At 34.0% G+C, this 18,500-nt stretch carries 18 protein-coding genes; 3 read left to right on the forward strand and 15 right to left on the reverse strand.

Features of this window, described 5'->3' with window-relative positions:
- The first annotated feature begins 10 nt into the window (after window positions 1–10).
- From ACNQGN_RS12530 to ACNQGN_RS12540, 3 genes are read left to right on the forward strand one after another with little or no spacing between them, the layout of a single operon-like run.
- Entirely contained in the window at window positions 11–1,261 is a 1,251-nt protein-coding gene (locus ACNQGN_RS12530) for a nucleoside permease (protein ID WP_417988173.1), read from the forward strand.
- A gap of 10 nt (window positions 1,262–1,271) precedes the next feature.
- Window positions 1,272–2,165 (forward strand): hydroxypyruvate isomerase family protein, encoded by an 894-nt coding sequence (locus ACNQGN_RS12535; protein WP_417988174.1) that lies wholly within the window; start codon window positions 1,272–1,274, stop codon window positions 2,163–2,165.
- 22 nt (window positions 2,166–2,187) lie between these two features.
- The gene (locus ACNQGN_RS12540) at window positions 2,188–3,060 is read left to right on the forward strand and encodes a sugar phosphate isomerase/epimerase family protein (RefSeq protein WP_417988175.1); all 873 of its coding nucleotides are present in this window, start codon (window positions 2,188–2,190) and stop codon (window positions 3,058–3,060) included.
- Window positions 3,061–3,242: 182 nt separating this feature from the next.
- On the opposite strand, the gene ACNQGN_RS12545 is transcribed toward ACNQGN_RS12540, so the two are convergent.
- The 15 genes from ACNQGN_RS12545 to ACNQGN_RS12615 all read right to left on the reverse strand — a co-directional run bounded on the left by ACNQGN_RS12545 (window position 3,243) and on the right by ACNQGN_RS12615 (window position 18,489).
- Entirely contained in the window at window positions 3,243–4,898 is a 1,656-nt protein-coding gene (locus ACNQGN_RS12545) for a M1 family metallopeptidase (protein WP_417988176.1), read from the reverse strand.
- A gap of 53 nt (window positions 4,899–4,951) precedes the next feature.
- Window positions 4,952–6,166 (reverse strand): ATP-grasp domain-containing protein, encoded by a 1,215-nt coding sequence (locus ACNQGN_RS12550; RefSeq protein WP_417988177.1) that lies wholly within the window; start codon window positions 6,164–6,166, stop codon window positions 4,952–4,954.
- A 3-nt stretch (window positions 6,167–6,169) separates the two neighbouring features.
- On the reverse strand, window positions 6,170–7,603 hold the full coding sequence (locus ACNQGN_RS12555) for a leucyl aminopeptidase family protein (protein ID WP_417988178.1): 1,434 nt from the start codon (window positions 7,601–7,603) through the stop codon (window positions 6,170–6,172).
- Window positions 7,604–7,678: 75 nt separating this feature from the next.
- Window positions 7,679–8,815: an alpha/beta hydrolase gene (locus tag ACNQGN_RS12560; RefSeq protein WP_417988179.1), complete on the reverse strand. Its 1,137-nt coding sequence runs from the start codon at window positions 8,813–8,815 to the stop codon at window positions 7,679–7,681.
- A 139-nt stretch (window positions 8,816–8,954) separates the two neighbouring features.
- A complete protein-coding gene (gene hisIE / locus ACNQGN_RS12565) occupies window positions 8,955–9,554 on the reverse strand; it encodes a bifunctional phosphoribosyl-AMP cyclohydrolase/phosphoribosyl-ATP diphosphatase HisIE (RefSeq protein WP_417988180.1) in 600 nt (199 codons plus the stop codon).
- A 47-nt stretch (window positions 9,555–9,601) separates the two neighbouring features.
- Window positions 9,602–10,357, reverse strand: a complete 756-nt coding sequence (hisF, locus tag ACNQGN_RS12570) for an imidazole glycerol phosphate synthase subunit HisF (protein WP_417988181.1) — start codon at window positions 10,355–10,357, stop codon at window positions 9,602–9,604.
- A 22-nt stretch (window positions 10,358–10,379) separates the two neighbouring features.
- Window positions 10,380–10,670 carry an NIPSNAP family protein gene (locus ACNQGN_RS12575; protein WP_417988182.1) on the reverse strand — a complete coding sequence of 97 codons (291 nt, stop codon included), beginning with the start codon at window positions 10,668–10,670 and terminating at the stop codon, window positions 10,380–10,382.
- 30 nt (window positions 10,671–10,700) lie between these two features.
- The gene (hisA, locus tag ACNQGN_RS12580) at window positions 10,701–11,429 is read right to left on the reverse strand and encodes a 1-(5-phosphoribosyl)-5-[(5-phosphoribosylamino)methylideneamino]imidazole-4-carboxamide isomerase (RefSeq protein ID WP_417988183.1); all 729 of its coding nucleotides are present in this window, start codon (window positions 11,427–11,429) and stop codon (window positions 10,701–10,703) included.
- A gap of 39 nt (window positions 11,430–11,468) precedes the next feature.
- Window positions 11,469–12,050 (reverse strand): imidazole glycerol phosphate synthase subunit HisH, encoded by a 582-nt coding sequence (gene hisH, locus ACNQGN_RS12585; RefSeq protein ID WP_417988184.1) that lies wholly within the window; start codon window positions 12,048–12,050, stop codon window positions 11,469–11,471.
- 31 nt (window positions 12,051–12,081) lie between these two features.
- Window positions 12,082–13,218 (reverse strand): bifunctional histidinol-phosphatase/imidazoleglycerol-phosphate dehydratase HisB, encoded by a 1,137-nt coding sequence (gene hisB / locus ACNQGN_RS12590; RefSeq protein ID WP_417988185.1) that lies wholly within the window; start codon window positions 13,216–13,218, stop codon window positions 12,082–12,084.
- 16 nt (window positions 13,219–13,234) lie between these two features.
- Window positions 13,235–14,290, reverse strand: coding sequence for a histidinol-phosphate transaminase (gene hisC / locus ACNQGN_RS12595; RefSeq protein ID WP_417988186.1), 1,056 nt, complete (start codon window positions 14,288–14,290; stop codon window positions 13,235–13,237).
- Entirely contained in the window at window positions 14,280–15,572 is a 1,293-nt protein-coding gene (gene hisD, locus ACNQGN_RS12600; protein ID WP_417988187.1) for a histidinol dehydrogenase, read from the reverse strand. The genes hisC and hisD overlap by 11 nt, the downstream gene beginning before the upstream one ends.
- Before the next feature lie 88 nt (window positions 15,573–15,660).
- The gene (hisG, locus tag ACNQGN_RS12605; protein WP_417988188.1) at window positions 15,661–16,518 is read right to left on the reverse strand and encodes an ATP phosphoribosyltransferase; all 858 of its coding nucleotides are present in this window, start codon (window positions 16,516–16,518) and stop codon (window positions 15,661–15,663) included.
- Window positions 16,519–16,855: 337 nt separating this feature from the next.
- Window positions 16,856–17,311, reverse strand: a complete 456-nt coding sequence (locus tag ACNQGN_RS12610; RefSeq protein WP_417988189.1) for a hypothetical protein — start codon at window positions 17,309–17,311, stop codon at window positions 16,856–16,858.
- A gap of 59 nt (window positions 17,312–17,370) precedes the next feature.
- Window positions 17,371–18,489, reverse strand: a complete 1,119-nt coding sequence (locus ACNQGN_RS12615) for a VIT1/CCC1 transporter family protein (protein WP_417988190.1) — start codon at window positions 18,487–18,489, stop codon at window positions 17,371–17,373.
- Window positions 18,490–18,500: the final 11 nt, after the last annotated feature.

Consider the following 18,500-nt stretch of genomic DNA (forward strand, 5'->3'; position numbering starts at 1 on the left):
CCTAAAACCAATGAATACCACAATCCGAATTAAATTATCTGTAATGATGTTCCTAGAATTTTTTATCTGGGGCTCATGGTTTGTAACATTAGGCACTTTTCTGGCAAACAATTTACATGCTTCAGGATCAGAAACTGCTTCTGTTTTTTCAACCCAATCTTGGGGTGCCATAATTGCTCCCTTTATTATTGGTTTAATTGCAGACCGCTATTTTAATGCCGAGAAAATTTTAGGGATTCTTCACCTTATTGGAGCTTTTTTGATGTATCAAATGTATGTTTCTGATGATGTTAGCATTTTTTATTCTTATGTTTTAGGGTATATGATTTTATATATGCCAACATTGGCACTTGTAAATTCAGTTTCTTTTAATCAGATGAAAGATCCCGAAAAAGAATTTGCAAATATTAGAGTTTGGGGAACAATAGGTTGGATTCTAGCTGGATTATCAATAAGTTTCCTGTTTCATTGGGATTCTGCCGAAGGTGTTTCTCAGGGATTGCTAAAAAATACTTTTCTTTTGGCAGGTGTTGCTGCTTTAATTTTAGGATTGTTTAGTTTTTCATTACCTAAAACACCTCCTAAAGTTGCTGCTTCAGAAAAAATTAAAATTGGAGATATATTAGGCTTCGACGCTTTAAGATTGCTAAAAGACAAAAATTTTGCTATCTTTTTTATCTCATCGATTCTAATTTGTATTCCACTAGCTTTCTATTATCAAAATGCACATCCCTTTTTAACTCAGGCAGGTATTGAAAACCCTACTGGAAAAATGGCTATTGGTCAAATATCAGAAGCTCTATTCTTATTGCTAATTCCTGTATTTTTCACTCGTTTTGGTTTTAAGAAAACCATTTTGGTAGGTATGTTGGCTTGGGCTGTTCGTTATGTTTTGTTTGCTTATGGAAATGGTGACGATTTAAGCTTTATGCTTATTATTGGTATCGCGTTACATGGTATTTGTTATGATTTCTTTTTTGTATCAGGACAAATTTATACAAACTCAAAAGCAGGAGAAAAATATAAAAGTTCCGCGCAAGGCTTAATAACATTGGCTACTTATGGTGTGGGAATGTTAGTTGGTTTCGGAGTTGCGGGTTGGATAACTGACAATTACAAAACTATCGATGGTTCTATAGACTGGAATATGGTTTGGATTATTCCTGCAGGAATTGCTCTTGCAGTATTTTTACTTTTTGCATTATTATTTAATGATAAAAGCAAAACTGAAATTGAAAAAGAAGAAGTTTCAGCAATTTAAAAACAAAAAAATGAGTACTAATTTAAATAGAAGATCCGCAATAAAAGGAATTCTTGCCGGAACAGCGGCTTTAGGTATTCCATCAGGATTCTCTGCTTTGGCGATGCCAAATAACGAAACAAAAATGCAATTGGGTATGTTAAAAGGAAATATTAACCACTCGGTTTCTCGCTGGTGCTTTAATGATATCGATTTGGATACGCTTTGTATAGAATCCAAAAAACTTGGAATCACAGGCATTGATTTAGTCGGGCCTGAATCTTGGCCGACTTTAAAGAAATACGGGATGGTATCTACCATGTGTAATGGAGCAGAGCTAAATTTAGTTGACGGTTTTAATGATGTTCAATTTCATGAAACACTGATAAAAAATTATACTGAAATGATTCCACGTGTCGCTAAAGCAGGCTACAAAAACTTAATTTGCTTTAGCGGAAGCAGAAGAGGGATAACAGATGAGGAAGGTTGGAATAATTGCGTAATCGGTTTAAAAAAACTACTACCACTGGCGGAAAAGCATAATGTAATACTGGTAATGGAATTGTTAAACAGTAAAATAAACCATAAAGATTATCAGTGTGACAGAACTGAATGGGGAGTAGAATTAGCAAAGCGTTTGGGCTCTGAAAATTTCAAGTTGCTTTATGATATTTACCATATGCAAATTGATGAAGGAGATGTGATTAGAACAATCAAAGAAAACCATCAATACATTACACATTATCACACGGCCGGCGTTCCGGGCCGAAATGAAATTGACGAGACGCAAGAACTAAATTATAGTGCAATAATGAAAGCAATAGCCTCAACAGGTTTTAAGGGTTTTGTTGGACAGGAATTTATTCCTCTAAATCCGGACAAGCTAGCTTCGTTGAAACAGGCTATCGCTATTTGCGATATTTAACTAATCTAAAAAAAATTAACTCATGATAAAAAGAAGAGCTTTTTTAATAAACAGTGGTTTGGCATTAGGAGCATTAGCTATAGCACCTTCATTTGCCTTTGGAACAAGAAAAAAAGATGTAGGATTGCAACTTTATTCCTTAAGAGACTCCTTCCCTAAGGATGTAAAAGGAGTTTTGGAACAGGTAGCTAAAGCTGGTTTTAGCGAGGTCGAAACGTTTGGTTTTTCAGGTGAAAAAGGTTTTTTCGGAACTTCCGTAAAAGATTTTAAAAGTATGTTGTGCGATAATGGATTAAAAGCGCCAAGTGGCCATTATGATTTCAGTTCGTACTTAAAAGGAAGTAATTCTGATTTTGTAAAAGCATCTATTGAAGCTGCAAAAACACTGGGTAGCGATTTCTATACCGTTCCATATCTTGAAGAGCCGGTTAGAAGAAGTGCTGATGATTACAAAAGAATTGCTTTAAAAGTTAATGAAGCAGCTGTTCTTTGTAAAGAGGCCGGACTAAGATTGGCCTATCATAACCATGATTTTGAGTTTACTAAATTTGGAGCAACTACAGGCTTTGAAATTCTATTAAACGAAACAGATAAAAATTTAGTAGATTTTGAATTGGATTTGTACTGGGTAGTACGTTCTGGAAATAACCCTTTGCAATTATTCAAAGATAATCCTGGGCGTTTTAAAATGTGGCACGTTAAAGACATGGACAGAAATGATCCAAAATTGAATACTGAAATCGGAAAAGGATCAATTGACTTTAAATCCATTTTTGCTGAAGCAAAACTTTCGGGAATGAAACATTTTTTTGTAGAACATGAAACAAATTATTATCCTAATCCTATTGAATCAGTGAAAACTAGTTGTGCGTATGTTAAGGAGAATTTACTCTAATACTAGTATTTACTGTACTTTTGGTACTTAAAAAAGAGATTTTCAAAGAGTTCATATAGCTAAAAAGTCTATGAACTATTTGAAAATCTTTTTTTATGTTTTTATTATTTATTAATACCTCTATTTTGTGCTAAGAGGTTCACGTCCAGACTTTATTTTACAAACACAGCCTTTATCTATTTTTACTCCGTGATATTAAATCCCGCGACATAAAAATTAGGATCAATTTCTAATTTTGAATTTTCGTTTTTGGAAGGAATAGTATTCCATTCGGTTTTTGGTTTTAGTAATTCCCCTGTGCCATTCAAAGTTACTTTTACAGGCATATTGAAACCTGGAACACAATTTGTCCAGCGATATCCGAGTTGGTTATCTTTGAAAAAATACTCTAATGTAGGAATTCGGCTATCTCTCAAGTATTGATTAAAGAATGGATTTAAATCCGTTCCAACCTGTTGGCTTAAGTACGCTTCAATTTGTTTGGTTGTAACTGTTTGATGATAAAAAGTGCTATTCAGACCTCTTAAAATAGTTCTCCATTTCTCATCTTCATTTACAATTTGACGTAAAGTATGTAACATATTTGACCCCTTATAGTACATATCGCCGGAGCCTTCATTGTTCACATCATATTTTCCGATAATCGGTTTATCATTTATAATTTTTTTTCTAATTCCTCTTAAATAGGTATATCCCGCTTCCTTACCGTAATAATATTCAAGGAAAAGACTTTCAGAATAGTTGGTAAAACTTTCGTGAATCCACATGTCAGCAATATCTTTACAGGTGATATTATTTGCAAACCACTCATGCCCAGATTCATGAATAATGATAAAATCGAACTTTAAACCCCAGCCCGTTCCACTTAAATCTCTGCCACGGTATCCGTTTTGAAAGTCATTTCCGTACGTGACGCTACTTTGGTGCTCCATTCCTAAATATGGCGCTTCAACTAATTTATAACTATCTTCATAAAAAGGATACGGTCCAAACCATTTTTCGAAAGCTTTTAGCATTCGGGGCACCTCTTTAAATTGAATTTTTGCTTTATCCAAATTTTCTCTCAATACATAGTAGGTACAATCTAAATTCCCCTTCTCCCCTTTGTATTTCTCCGAAAAAGAAACATAATCTCCTATGTTTAAGTTTACACCATAATTATTGATAGGATTTGATACATACCAATTATAAGTTTTGGTTCCATCTTTCAATTGTTTTGTACTTAACAAACGACCATTGGATACATCCATCAAACCTTTTGGAACGTTCACACTGATTAGCATACTCTCCGCTTCATCATACATATGGTCTTTGTTGGGCCACCAGACACTGGCGCCTAATCCTTGGCAAGAGGAAGCAATAAAAGGATTTCCATTACTGTCTTTTTTCCACGTTATGCCTCCATCCCAAGGTGGATTTATGGCAACTTTAGGTTTGCCTCCATAAAACACCGTAAGTTCTTTTGTTGAACCAATTTTTTGAGGAGCAGTTAATTCAATAAAAAAAACATTTCCTTCTCTTTTGTATTTTAAAGCTACCCCATCCTGAATAACTTTGTAAATCATCATTGGATTCTGCAAATCAATTTGCATAGTATTGTATTCCTGCAAAACTTGATATTTGACAGTATTTGAACCTGTAATTGTACTATCTTCAGGGTTTACTTTAACATCTAGATGATAATACTTAACGTCCCACCAGGCCCTTTCTTTTGTAATACTTCCTCGTAATGAATCTTGTCTGGTAAAAATTTCTTGTTTTGGTCCAAGAAGACCTTGTGCATTCGAGCTATTAAAAATACAAAATGTGAAAAAAATAATACTGAAATACCTTTTCATGAATTTAAAAATTTGAAATAAAATATAAATTATTTTTATAAGTAAATAAAAAATTAATGTAATTTAGATACTGCATTTTGTGGAACAACAGCTGTAAAATCAGTAGCTAAACGATTACCATAGTTTTCTAATAGCGCTAACACTCTTTCCTGTTTATCCGATTTTACAATCAGGCCCGCATGATATTCCAATGGAACTCTGAAACAAACTTCCGGATCTGAAAAAGAAGTTAAATCAGGATGTTGAAATTTAGATAAAGTCAGGACAATTCCGGCATACTCTTTCTTTATTTTTGGTAAAGTGTATTTTTTCTCTTTTACAAATGCATCTTCAATTGCTGCCCATTCCTTCCATAAATTAATGTTTGAGGCTTCAGCAACCATTTCCGCCAGATGTGCTCCTCCTACTCGGGATGAAGTTTCCAGAAAATAGATTTGCCCATTTTCAGTGCTTTTTATGAACTCAGTATGCGCTGCGCCATGTTTCAATCCAAAGCCTTTCAATACCAGTTCATTTAATTTTTTTATAGCTTTATCATCTTCCGAATTATAAGGAATATTGGCAGAACGAAAAACGCCTCCACCTTGCGAAATTTCCATTGGTGTAGCCAAATATCTTGAAGTCAAGCTAAATATTACTTTACTATCTAAAATTAAACTATCACAATGGTATACGTCTCCAGGTTTAAATTGTTCTAATAAATACTTAAATCTATTATTTCCCATTTCATTGATCTGGATCCATAAAGTCTCTTTGTCATATACTTTTAAAATCCCTGCGGCCGAAGCTTCAGAGCGCGGTTTCAACACCCATGGAGAAGGAATCGTATCTGCAAAAGTATTAATATCATGATCATTAAATAACGAACAAAAAGCAGGAATTGGAATGCCACAACTTTTTGCTCTCATTCTCATGGCTAATTTATCTCTGAAATAACGTCCTGTTGTTTGTCCCATCCCATCAATTCGGAGATTTTCTCTAAGATAAGTTGCTTTTTCGACATCATAATCATCAAGTGCGATAATAGCATCAATTTTAGTTGACCTCATAAAATTTCCAACCCCTAATAATAAATGCTCTAAATTCCAGTCGACATCTTGCCCTTCCATATAAAAAATCTCATCAATATATTGATGTGGCCATGGTTTGTCCCGCAGTTTTTCACTCGTCACTAAATAGACTTTGTTACCTAATTTTTTTAAATTAATTAAAAAATCGGCACCCTTAAAATAATTTGAAATACAAAGGAAGGTTTTAGAGTTTTCCATACGTTATAAATTTTCTATGAATTTAGTTAATAAATGAACTCCATAAGCCGTTGCATGTTTGCTTTTAGCAAATTCATCATCGCCAAATGCAACACCTGCGACATCAAGATGCGCCCAGCCTTTGTGCTCTTGGGTAAAATATTCTAAAAATTTAGCCGCACTAATTGCTCCGGCAACTGCTTTTCCACTATAATTTTTTACATCGGCAATATCACTTTCAATATCCTGCTTATAGGCGTCCCAAAGCGGTAAAGGCCATAAACGTTCTCCAATTGCATCTCCGGTTTCTTGCAATTTCTTTGTCATTTCTTCATTTTTGGTAAATAAAGCACCACATTCATAACCAAAAGTGCTGACGCTACTTCCTGTAAGCGTTGCGATATCTACAATATATTCCGGTTTGAAATTCTTTATTAAATACGATAATCCATCCGCTAATACAAGTCTTCCCTCAGCATCAGTATCAATAATTTCTATGGAATGTCCGCTGTAACTATGAATCACATCGCTGGGCAAAAATGATTTGGCATCAACCGAATTTTCCGCACAAGGTACAATAGCAGTTACTTTTACAGGCAATTGCAAATCAGCTATAAGTTGCATGGCTCCCAGAACAGCTCCACCGCCGGCCATATCGCATTTCATATGGACCATTCCTGCCGTTTTTATATTTAGTCCACCGGTATCAAAGGTTATTCCTTTCCCCACCAGTCCAACGTGTTTTGTATGTTTCCCCCCTTCTTTAGGAGTATAATTCATAATGATAAATTGAGGTTCATTTTCACTTCCTTTCCCTACTGCCAAAAATGCGCCAAGTCCAATTATTTTTGAAGCTTCATAACCAAGAACTTCTACATCAAAACCATATTTTTCACCAGTCTCCTTCGCCCATGTTGCTAAGTATTTTGGATTAATGGTATTAGGTGGTAAATCGACTAAATTATAGGTTGCCAATTGCGCTTTGGCGATTTTAATTCCTTTTTTGGCTACAGCCAAATAATCCTTTTCAGAAACTAAATTTAACGTAAAATCCGGATCTAGAAATGGATGTCTTTCTTTTTCTGATTTAAAATGACCTAAATCATATGTTCCTAAAAGCAATCCAGAAACCATTGCTTCTACTTGATCCTGAGTAAATTGTTCAGGTATAACTAAAGCTACATTCGAAGTTAAATTATCTTTTTGCTTAGCTGAAATACGACGGAAAACGGTTTTCAGAGATTTATAATCTATCGTTTTTCCCAAACCAATAAAAAGATAAACACTGTTGTCTTTTTCTGCTAAGTAGCAAGCATCTTTTTTACCGAAAAAAACTTTTGCAGCAATTTCCAATCCATTAAATGCAATTGGAATGATACTTTTTGAATAGGTTTCAAAAACCGGAATTAATATTGTTCCTGAAAAATCATCTAAATTTACTACTGTATTTGTTTTCATTTTTTCTTTTTTCAAAAGATTTAATTTCTGCAGTTTTGTATTAAAAGTAATTTTGAGACACCATAGATCTTATCTCTACACTTCTTTTGAATTAAAAAATAACCATTCTATTGCTTTAGGAAATTCATCACTCCAATACGTTTCGCTATGTTTTCCTTGCCTGTTAATGCTTAAATTAATTTTAGATTTGTCTTTAACAAATTCAGTTGAAATCAAATCTTCCTGAAACTTTTTCACATGCGCTATCATTGTATCACTTTCATCTCCACCTGCATATAAGTAGATTTTTGTATCTGATGAGTTCGCTTTTTTAGAATTGATTTTTAGTACAGGAACTACCCAAAGGGATGGTGAAAAAATCATTAATTTACCATAAACTTCCGGATTTCTCAATCCACTAAAAATACTAACAAGTCCGCCCATTGAGCTTCCTCCTATTCCTGTAAATTCACGTTCTTTTTTAGTTCTGAAATTACTATCTACAAATGGTTTTAAGGTGTCTGTCACAAAACGGATGTATTTTTTTCCCTGCCCTTTTCCTAAAACTGTCTTGCCAACATTGTATTCTTTTATGCGATCTTCTGCTGCATGTTCGATAGCAATTACAATAATTTTTCCAATTTTATACTCGGACATAACCGCCAGCTTTTTATCAATTTCCCAATTGCCAAATTCTGCAGCTTCATTGAATAAATTTTGGGCATCCTGCAAATACATAACGGGATAACTTTCATTTGAATTGTCATAATCGTGCGGTAACAGTGCCCAAATCTTTCTTGTTTTGTTGAGTTGAGGAATTTTAAATTCATCTGAAATCAACTGAACTTGGGGTAAAAATGACTGCTTGAATGGCAACCAGTTTTTTCTCCATCTGACAACGTGCTCTTTTTGAATGCCAATATGATTATGTGTCGAACGGTTTTCAGTACGATTTCCATGGCTGTCAATTTCTACTGCACTCCAATCCCCTTTCGTAAATTTATACAAAAGCTCCGTAGGATAGTGAAAATCATGTGGGAATTTATAATGGTATAAACTATTTCCAATTTTTTCCATAACAAAATCTTTATCCTGTGTACGCCAATTATTGAAATTCCCTGAAATATAAACAGGTCGCGCATCATCTTCATCTGTTGTAAGGATTATATATAGCCCTGTATTTATAATTGGAGTATTTAAATCTTTCTTAAATGTGGTATTATCTGAATTCATCACTTGCATTGTTGTACTTGTATTTTAAAATAAATAGTAAATATAGCGATTGCGATTTAAAATAAAAGAAAAAAGAAAACCCAATAGTAAATGAATTTTCTATTGGGTTCGTATCGGTTAAAAAAAAAATTAATGTATTTTACTTTTGACGACTTTTTAACACTTCAACAACATCGTCCAACTTAAATCCTTTAGCTTGTAACAAAATAAGGTAATGAAAAAGCAAATCGGCACTTTCACTTAAAAACAAATCATCATTGTTGTCTTTCGCTTCAATAACTACTTCTATCGCCTCTTCGCCTACTTTTTGAGCAATTTTGTTTATTCCTAATTTGAATAAGGAAGCGACATAACTTTTTTCAGAATCGGCATTTTCTTTTCGAAGTTGAATTGTATCTTCTAAATTTGAAATAAAGCCATAGTCTGCCTTGTTTTCATCAGCCCAACATGTATCTGTGCCTTTATGACAGGTTGGTCCTTCTGGTTTTACCTGTAGTAATAAAGTATCATTATCACAGTCATTTTTAATGTCAATCAAATTCAAAAAATTACCACTTTCTTCACCTTTTGTCCAAAGTCTTTGTTTGGTACGACTATAAAAAGTAACTTTTTTAGTGTCTACTGTTTTTTGATAGGCTTCGGCATTCATAAAACCAAGCATCAAAACGGTTTTGGTTTCGCTATCTTGAATTATGGCCGGAATTAACCCGTCTGTATTTTTTGAGAAATCTATATTCATAATTTTTTATCTAAAGTTTTAAAGGCGAATGTTCTACTGAGAAATAGCTAGATTCGTACCTCAATATTGTTATTTTTAAGCTCTTTTTTTAATGTTTTGATTTCAATTTCTTTAAAATGAAATACACTTGCTGCTAATGCTGCATCTGCTTTTCCTTTCTGAAAAGCATCAACAAAATGTTGAATGTTGCCCGCTCCGCCAGATGCAATAATAGGGATATTAACTAATTCAGAAAGTTTAGCTAAAGCTTCATTTGCAAATCCGTTCTTAGTTCCATCATTATCCATTGAGGTAAACAAGATTTCACCCGCTCCTCTTTGTTCCACTTCTTTGGCCCAATCAAACAAACTCAATTCGGTAGGTACTTTTCCTCCTACTAAGTGAACAATCCATTGTCCATTAATTTGTTTGGCATCTATAGCAATAACTACGCATTGACTTCCAAATTTCTGTGCCAAATCATTAATTAACTGCGGGTTTTTCACAGCCGATGAATTAATAGATACCTTGTCTGCTCCATTTTGCAATAATACTTCAACATCACTGACCGATGAAATTCCACCACCAACGGTAAACGGAATATTAATCGTAGAAGCTACTTTGCGAACTAAATCAATTAAAGTTTTTCTTCTTTCTTCCGTTGCCGAAATATCCAAGAAAACCAATTCATCAGCACCTTCATCGGAATATATTTTGGCTAGTTCTACCGGATCTCCAGCATCACGTAGGTCCACAAAATTAACACCTTTTACGGTTCTTCCATTTTTTATATCCAAACAGGGAATAATTCTTTTTGTAAGCATTTTATTTAGTATTAAAGTCTTATTATTCAAATACTGGACGTAGAAAGGTTCTTTCATAACTTAATACACATTTTGTGTCTTCTGCAAGTTTAAAAGCCTCTTTACATTCTTGATCTTCCAAAATCAGTGTTCTATACTTTTCATATTCTGATAAGCTAGGAAACGAAAACAATGCAAATGCTATAGTATTAGCGCCTTCAGAAGGCATAAAATAACCATGATGCTGTCCTCCAAATCGATTAACTAATTTAATCCACCTTTTGCCATATTCTTCAAAAATATCCAACTGAAAAGGATCGATCGTGTATTTCAAATAACAAGTTATCATATTGATATTCCGAATTTAACTATTGCTAATTATATAGTGTTCCAATTGTTTCAACGAGATACGTCCTTCGTAAATTGCCTTCCCTATTATCGTTCCTTCACAACCCGATTCGGCTAGTTTTGGCAATTCATCAAAAGTGGAAATTCCCCCCGAAGCAATCAATTTTATGCCCCCGGCTTGCTCTAGAATTTTAGTATACAAATCAAAAGATGGCCCTTCCAGCATACCGTCTTTAGCTATATCTGTACAAATAACGTACTGAATTCCTTTGCTTTGATACGCTTGGATAAATGGAATCAAATCTTCATTTGAATCTTCCAGCCAACCAGAAACAGCTACTTTTTCATTAGTAGCATCCGCTCCTAAAATGATTTTATCAGCACCGTATTCTCCAATCCATTTCTCGAATAGTGCTCTGTTTTTAACAGCAATACTTCCGCCTGTAATTTGATTTGCACCGCTTTCGAAGGCAATTTTCAAATCGGAGTCTGATTTTAACCCACCACCAAAATCAATTTTCAATTTGGTTTGTGTAGCGATTTGCTCCAGTATTTTATAATTAACAATTTGGCTAGACTTTGCTCCGTCTAAATCAACCAAGTGTAAATATTCTATTCCGTGCGCTTCAAATGATTTTGCCACTTCCAGCGGATTTTCATTGTATATAATTTTGGTATTATAATCACCTTTTGATAAGCGAACGCATTTTCCTTCTATGATATCTATTGCGGGTATTATTCTCATTATAATCGGTTTGAAAGTCTAAAGTCTAAAAGACTCAACTTAAAGTTTTAAAAAATTAGCCAAAATTTGTTCTCCGATATCGCCACTTTTCTCAGGGTGAAATTGAGTTCCATAAAAATTATTCTTTTGCAATGCTGATGCATATTCAACTTCGTAATTAGTTGTAGCAATTGATTCAACACAATTTGGCGCATAATAACTATGTACCAAATACATATATTCATTATCATTAATTCCTTTAAATAAAGGCGATTTCAAATTGTATATCTGGTTCCAGCCCATTTGAGGCACTTTTACTTTTGGTGTGAATTTGATCACATCAACATCAAAAATTTCCAATCCTTTTGTATTGCCTTCCTCTGATTTGTTGCACATCAATTGCATGCCCAAACAAATTCCTAAAACGGGTTGCTTTAAATTTGGAATCAAGGAATCCAAACCACTTTCCTGAAGCATCCGCATCGCATAGCTTGCTTCACCAACACCTGGAAAAATAACTTTATCTGCTGCCTTAATTTCATCAGGATTATTACTCAAAACCGCTTTGAATCCCAATCTTTCAATGGCAAACATAATACTTTGAATATTTCCTGCTCCGTAATTTATTATGACAATTTTCATTTATAACTTCTAATTCAAAATTTATAATTCTCTAAAGCATTCCTTTTGTTGAAGGCAAAATCATTTTCTCGGTATCTCGTTTTACAGCTACTTTTATTGCTTTTGCAAAAGCTTTAAAGATGGCCTCAATCTTATGATGTTCGTTTGTTCCTTCTGCTTTGATGTTAATGTTCGCTTTGGCCCCATCCGAGAAAGATTTGAAGAAATGATAAAACATCTCTGTTGGCATTTTCCCAACCATCTCCCGTTTAAATTCGGTTTCCCAAACCAACCAGTTTCTACCACCAAAATCAATAGCTACTTGCGCTAGACAATCATCCATTGGCAAACAAAAACCGTAACGCTCAATGCCTAATTTATTCCCTAATGCTTTTGCAAAAACTTCTCCTAAAGCAATGGCTGTATCTTCAATGGTATGATGTTCATCCACTTCTAAATCTCCTTTTACAAGGATTTCTAGATCCATTTGTCCATGACGGGCAATTTGATCCAGCATGTGATCAAAAAAGGCAATTCCAGTTTCAATTTTGCTCTTTCCGGTCCCATCAAGGTTTAAACTGATGTATATATCAGTTTCGTTGGTTTTTCTTTCGATCGAAGCAGAACGTTCCTCTAATTTCAAGAACTCATAAATTTCTTTCCAATCTGTTGTTTGTAAAGCGATAACTGAATCGAGGTCTTCTCTTTTTGAAGCAATTTCGGCACTTCCCAAAGCTTCATCTCTATTGATGAAAATTGCTTTTGAACCCAAATTTTTTGCTAATTCAACGTCAGTTATACGATCACCTATTACAAATGAATTTTCTAAATCATACTCTGGATTGTTAATATATTTTGTCAACATCCCAATTGCCGGTTTGCGAGTTAGCGCATTTTCATGCGGAAATGTTTTATCAATGAACACTTCTTTGAAAACAACCCCTTCATTTTCAAAAGCTTTCATAATTAAATTATGAACTGGCCAAAAATTAATTTCCGGGTGAGAATCAGTTCCCAAACCATCTTGATTCGTAACCATCACAAGTTCAAAATCTAATTCCAAAGCAATTTTACCAAGGAATTGAAATGCTTTGGGATAAAATTCTAATTTTTCGAAACTGTCTAATTGATAATCATTTGGTTCCAAAACCATTGTTCCATCACGATCTATAAAAAGTACTTTTTTCATTATATAATTATTTAAACTAAGCGCCTAGGCCTTGTAATTCTGCTATTAATTTTTTATTTTCCAATTCTGTTCCAACAGTTAACCGCAAACAATTATCGCATAAAGGTTGCGTTGTTCTGTTTCGGATTACAATACCTTTTGCAATCAATTCATTGTATCTTTTAGTAGCATCATCTACTTTTATCAGAATAAAATTAGCTTCCGTTGGATAGATAAATTTAACAAAATTCACATTAAGTAATACTTTAAATAACTTCTCTCTTTGCTCTATTATTGATTCAATTTCAGATTTTATTTTTTCTATATCCTCTAATCTGTTCAACGCTCTTTTTTGAGTCAATTCATTAACATTATAGGGTGGTTTTATTTTGTTTAAAACTGAAATTACTTGCGCAGACGCATAACAAACTCCTAATCGTATTCCTGCTAAACCATATGCTTTTGATAATGTTTGAGTAATAACCAAATTTGGATATTCGTCCAATTCATTAATCCAACTTTCCTTTTTAGAAAAGTCGATATAAGCTTCATCAATCACAACTAAACCTTTGAAGTTTTTTAGTAAATACGCCACACTCTCATCTGAAAATGAATTTCCTGTCGGGTTATTTGGAGAACACAAAAAGATAATTTTGGTTTTTTCAGTAATGGCTTTCATGATTTTATCAATTTGCGGTTGAAAATCCTCTGAAAGTAAGACTTCTATATTTTCAATGGCATTGATATTAGCCAAAACGCCATACATTCCGTATGTTGGCGGCAAAGTAATTACATTATCCGTCTTTGGTTCACAAAAAGCTCTAAATAATAAATCCAATACTTCATCACTTCCGTTGCCCAGTAAAATTTGATTGGTTTTGACATTTTTTTGTTTTGCCAAAATCCCCTTCACGCTCATTTGTTGGGGATCAGGGTAGCGGTTAACACCATTTTCAAACGGATTTTCATTGGCATCCAAAAAAATCATATCTGCAGTGTCAAAATCCTCAAATTCATCACGAGCGGAAGAATATGGTTTTAATTGCTTAACGTTTTCTCTAACTAAATTATTTATATCAAAATTATTTTCCATCTTCAATCGCTTTTAATCGTACTGTAACTGCATTTTTGTGTGCTTGTAATCCTTCCGCTTCTGCCATGATTTCGATGGCTTTACCTATATTTTGGATTCCTTTTTTAGTTATTTTTTGAAAAGTCATTGTTTTAGTAAAACTATCCAAATTCACACCGCTATAATTCTTTGCATAACCGTTTGTAGGTAAGGTATGATTAGTTCCTGACGCATAATCACCAGCGCTTTCAGGGGTATAATTCCCTATAAAAACCGAACCCGCGTTATGAACTCCATTGCTATAGAAATCGTCGTATTGAGAGCAAATGATGAAATGTTCAGGACCATATTCATTGATTAATTCTAAGGCAATTTTATCGTTTTCAACAAATATTAATTTAGAATTGGCAATGGCCTTTTCTGCGATGGCTTTTCTTGGAAGTAAATCTAGCTGTACTTGGATTTCGTTTTCAACAGCATCAATTAATATTTTAGATGTTGAAACCAAAATAACCTGGCTATCAGCCCCATGTTCTGCTTGAGATAATAAATCAGAGGCTACAAAAGCAGGAACTGCCGTATCATCAGCCACAATCAATAATTCCGATGGCCCGGCAGGCATATCGATTGCTACACCAAATTGAGTTGCCAATTGTTTAGCAACGGTTACAAATTGATTTCCAGGACCAAAAATCTTATATACTTTAGGAATCGTCTCCGTTCCAAATGTCATTCCCGCAATAGCCTGAATACCACCAACTTTTAAAATTTTGGTTACTCCACACAAATTAGCAGTATATAAAATAGCTGGATTTATATTTCCATTTTTATCTGGAGGTGAGCACAAAACAATTTCGTTAGAACCTGCAATTTTTGCTGGGACAGCAAGCATCAACACTGTAGAGAACAAGGGAGCAGTTCCTCCAGGAATGTATAAGCCAATTTTTTGAATAGGCCTTTTTTCCTGCCAACAATTTACTCCTTCAATAGTTTCTACTTCTACTCTTTCCGTTTGTTGCGCACTGTGGAATTTTTTAATATTTGATTTTGCAAGTGCAATCGCTTCTTTTAATTCAGAAGAAATTGAAGCGATAGCCTTGTCGATTTCTGCTTTAGTAACTTCTATTTCATTTAAAGATACACCGTCAAAAAGCGAAGTGTATTTTGCAACAGCAACATCACCTTTCTTTTGTACTTCCTTGAAAATTTCTTTTACTGTTGCTTCAATATCATCAAGAGTCTTGGTAGGTCTTTCCAAAATAGAAGACCAAGTTTCCGGTTTTGGATTGTATATTTTATTCATTTTATTTATACTTTAAGCCTTAAGTTAGTTGCTTTAGGCTATTTCAGAATTAATTAACGTATTTACTTTCAGCTTCTGGGCTAAAGCGCTACAAAACCATTTTTTCAATTGGACAAACTAGAATCCCTTCGGCTCCTGCATCTTTTAATTGATCAATAACATCCCAAAAGGTGTCTTTATCGATTACGGAGTGTACACTACTCCAACCTTCTTCTGCCAACGGCAAAACAGTAAGACTTTTTAATACCGGTAATATCTTACCAATGGCCTCTATTTTATCGTTTGGAACGTTCATCAAAATATATTTTGATTTTCTTGCTCTCAAAACCGATTCAATTCTAAACTGAAGGATGTCAATTATTTTTTGGATTTCTGGTGTAACTTTTGGAGAAACGGCTAACACTGCTTCACTTTTCAAAATTACTTCTACTTCTTTAAGATTATTTTTAAATAAAGTACTTCCGCTTGAAACAATATCAACAATAGCATCTGCTAAACCAATATTTGGTGCAATTTCTACAGATCCAGAAATTTGGTGAATATCTACTGTCAATCCAAATGAATTAAAATATTCGTTAACTGTATTGGGATAAGAAGTTGCGATACGCATACCATCTAAATCTTTTATTGAATTATATTCGAATGTCTTCGGTACGGCAACAGAGACTTTACATTTAGAAAAACCCAGTTTCTGAGCAATCCTGATATTTTTCCCTTTTTCAACTAATAAATTGTCACCTACAATAGCAATATCCACAACTCCATCTATTAAATATTGTGGTATATCGGAATTTCGAAGGTATAAAACTTCCAATGGAAAATTAGTCGCTTCCGCTTTTAGCTGATCATTTCCATTATTTATAGAAATTCCGCAATCTTTTAGAATCTGAATACTGTCTTCGTTTAAACGCCCTGATTTTTGAATTGCAATTTTTAGTGTACTCATTTTTTTTGTTTTAGTTTTTTTTTAGAATATTATGATTGAGTACAAATTTTAGGCAATAAAAAACCCGCTTGATGTACTCAAACGGGTTTTTAGATTATGATGATTTACACACATAACATTAACACATCGCTTGAGAGCAATAATGAAAATGATGATGATGCAATTGATTTGTTAACATGATTTCTGTAATTGTAATTATCTTAAATTCTTTTGCAAATATAAGAGATAATATATTTACAATGCAATTTTTAATTTAACTTAATAATATCAAATTGTTAAAAACTAATCAATATCGCTTTCTTTATCCACAGCTTGCAGTAGAACTTTCATTAGTAAATTATAAATCAGTACTAACTTCCCTAATCTCTGTATGTCGAATCTCACCTCCCGAAGTTCCGACCTTTTGTATTAAAAAGAGACTTGCCGTGGCTATCCCCAGAACAAAAAAGGAAACCAATTTTTCTTTAGGATTGTTTTTTAAATTTAAAACCAATGCTAGAAGAGAAAAACCTCCTAAAACATATAAAAGGAATGCTAGTTTTTCGGCCAGTTCTTCATGCTCATGAATGATCTCTTTCCCAATATCAGGCATATCTTCAACTAATTCCTCTGCTCCTTCACCGGTTCCCATGCTGAATGCAGCAAAAATGGCAGCAATTATAAATAGAACATATGCGGTATTTTTTAATGTACTATTCTTTAAAATCAGTCCCGAAATTAAAATACCAAGTCCTAAAATTGTTCCGATAATTGGAAAATGGTTTACTATCATGTGTAAATGCGCGTCGTTCATAATGTAATTTGTTTAAGGAACAAGCTAAGCCTTGTCCGTACAGTTAAGATTAGTTTATATTATCCGGCTAGTGAAACTCCAATTAAAGAACCGATTCCATAGGTTACCGCTGCTGCAGCCAATCCAAAACCTACCTGTCTAAGTCCCGAGAACATAATATTTTTACCAGTTAGTAAGGTTATTGCAGCACCTATTGCAAAAAGGCCTACAACACTGCTTCCAACACTCAATAATATTGCATTTTGACCATTTAAAAACATAAATGGGTATAATGGAATTACTGCGCCAATAGCAAAAAGTACAAAAGATGCAGTTGCAGCTTCCCAGGCTGAACCTCCTAATTCTTCTTTATCAATACCTAATTCCTCTTGTATGATTGCATCAATGGCAGTTTGAGGGTTTTCAAACGCTTTTTCAGCTAATTTTTTAGCTTCTTCGACATTCATCCCTTTAGCTTGGTATAATAATATGAGCTCTTTTTTTTCTTCTTCTGGTGATGCCTGCAGCTCTTCTGTTTCTAATTCAATTTGATGCAGATTGAGCTCTCTTGAACTTTGTACTGATAGCCATTCCCCTAGTGCCATGGATATTGCACCTGCCAAAAGTCCAGCTATGCCGGTCAGTAATATCGTATCATTAGAAACTGCAGCGCCCGCAACTCCCATCACTAAACTCATATTAGATACTAAACCGTCATTTGACCCTAAAACAGCAGCACGTAAAGCATTTCCGCCAACAGACTTATGCCGGCTTTCAAATTTTGACAAGAAGCCTCCCGATACATTTAAAGCGGCATTATTGTTAACTGCTTCAATGATATTTAGATGATTGTGCTCAAAACCGGTAGGTTTTTTACCCTGTTCGATTTTATTTTTTAGTGTATTTACGGCAAACTGTTTCTCGATGCTGGAAAGGTTGCTAATAATTGAGCTATAGCCAAAAATTCTTCCCAATCTCAATTGTAATTTAGCTCTTGAAGAAGGCGAAGGCAGCTTATAATCAGACTCGAAAGTCAATACTTTGTCAAACAAATGTTTAGCATGTCCTTTTTCTATTTCGCCAAGACTTTGTAATACTCTACTAAGGGTATCATCGGATTGAATTGCAGCAATACTATCATACAAAAAAGCAGTATCTACTTCCGTTTGTAATTGCTCTTTTAATTTTCTTAAATCCATAATTTAGTTGT

The organism is Flavobacterium rhamnosi, assembly GCF_048286515.1.
In the GTDB taxonomy this organism is placed as follows: Bacteria; Bacteroidota; Bacteroidia; order Flavobacteriales; family Flavobacteriaceae; genus Flavobacterium.

Coding starts and splice junctions, on each gene's coding strand:
- hisG (WP_417988188.1), bottom strand. CDS start 16,518: ATGAGTACACTAAAAATTGCAATTCAAAAATCAGGGCGTTTAAACGAA.
- hisF (WP_417988181.1), bottom strand. CDS start 10,357: ATGCTTACAAAAAGAATTATTCCCTGTTTGGATATAAAAAATGGAAGA.
- hisH (WP_417988184.1), bottom strand. CDS start 12,050: ATGAAAATTGTCATAATAAATTACGGAGCAGGAAATATTCAAAGTATT.
- hisD (WP_417988187.1), bottom strand. CDS start 15,572: ATGAATAAAATATACAATCCAAAACCGGAAACTTGGTCTTCTATTTTG.
- ACNQGN_RS12610 (WP_417988189.1), bottom strand. CDS start 17,311: ATGAACGACGCGCATTTACACATGATAGTAAACCATTTTCCAATTATC.
- hisIE (WP_417988180.1), bottom strand. CDS start 9,554: ATGAATATAGATTTCTCAAAAAATACAGACGGGTTAATTCCGGCCATA.
- hisB (WP_417988185.1), bottom strand. CDS start 13,218: ATGAAAAAAGTACTTTTTATAGATCGTGATGGAACAATGGTTTTGGAA.
- ACNQGN_RS12560 (WP_417988179.1), bottom strand. CDS start 8,815: ATGAATTCAGATAATACCACATTTAAGAAAGATTTAAATACTCCAATT.
- ACNQGN_RS12545 (WP_417988176.1), bottom strand. CDS start 4,898: ATGAAAAGGTATTTCAGTATTATTTTTTTCACATTTTGTATTTTTAAT.
- ACNQGN_RS12535 (WP_417988174.1), top strand. CDS start 1,272: ATGAGTACTAATTTAAATAGAAGATCCGCAATAAAAGGAATTCTTGCC.
- ACNQGN_RS12530 (WP_417988173.1), top strand. CDS start 11: ATGAATACCACAATCCGAATTAAATTATCTGTAATGATGTTCCTAGAA.
- hisA (WP_417988183.1), bottom strand. CDS start 11,429: ATGAGAATAATACCCGCAATAGATATCATAGAAGGAAAATGCGTTCGC.
- ACNQGN_RS12540 (WP_417988175.1), top strand. CDS start 2,188: ATGATAAAAAGAAGAGCTTTTTTAATAAACAGTGGTTTGGCATTAGGA.
- ACNQGN_RS12615 (WP_417988190.1), bottom strand. CDS start 18,489: ATGGATTTAAGAAAATTAAAAGAGCAATTACAAACGGAAGTAGATACT.
- hisC (WP_417988186.1), bottom strand. CDS start 14,290: ATGGAAAATAATTTTGATATAAATAATTTAGTTAGAGAAAACGTTAAG.
- ACNQGN_RS12555 (WP_417988178.1), bottom strand. CDS start 7,603: ATGAAAACAAATACAGTAGTAAATTTAGATGATTTTTCAGGAACAATA.
- ACNQGN_RS12550 (WP_417988177.1), bottom strand. CDS start 6,166: ATGGAAAACTCTAAAACCTTCCTTTGTATTTCAAATTATTTTAAGGGT.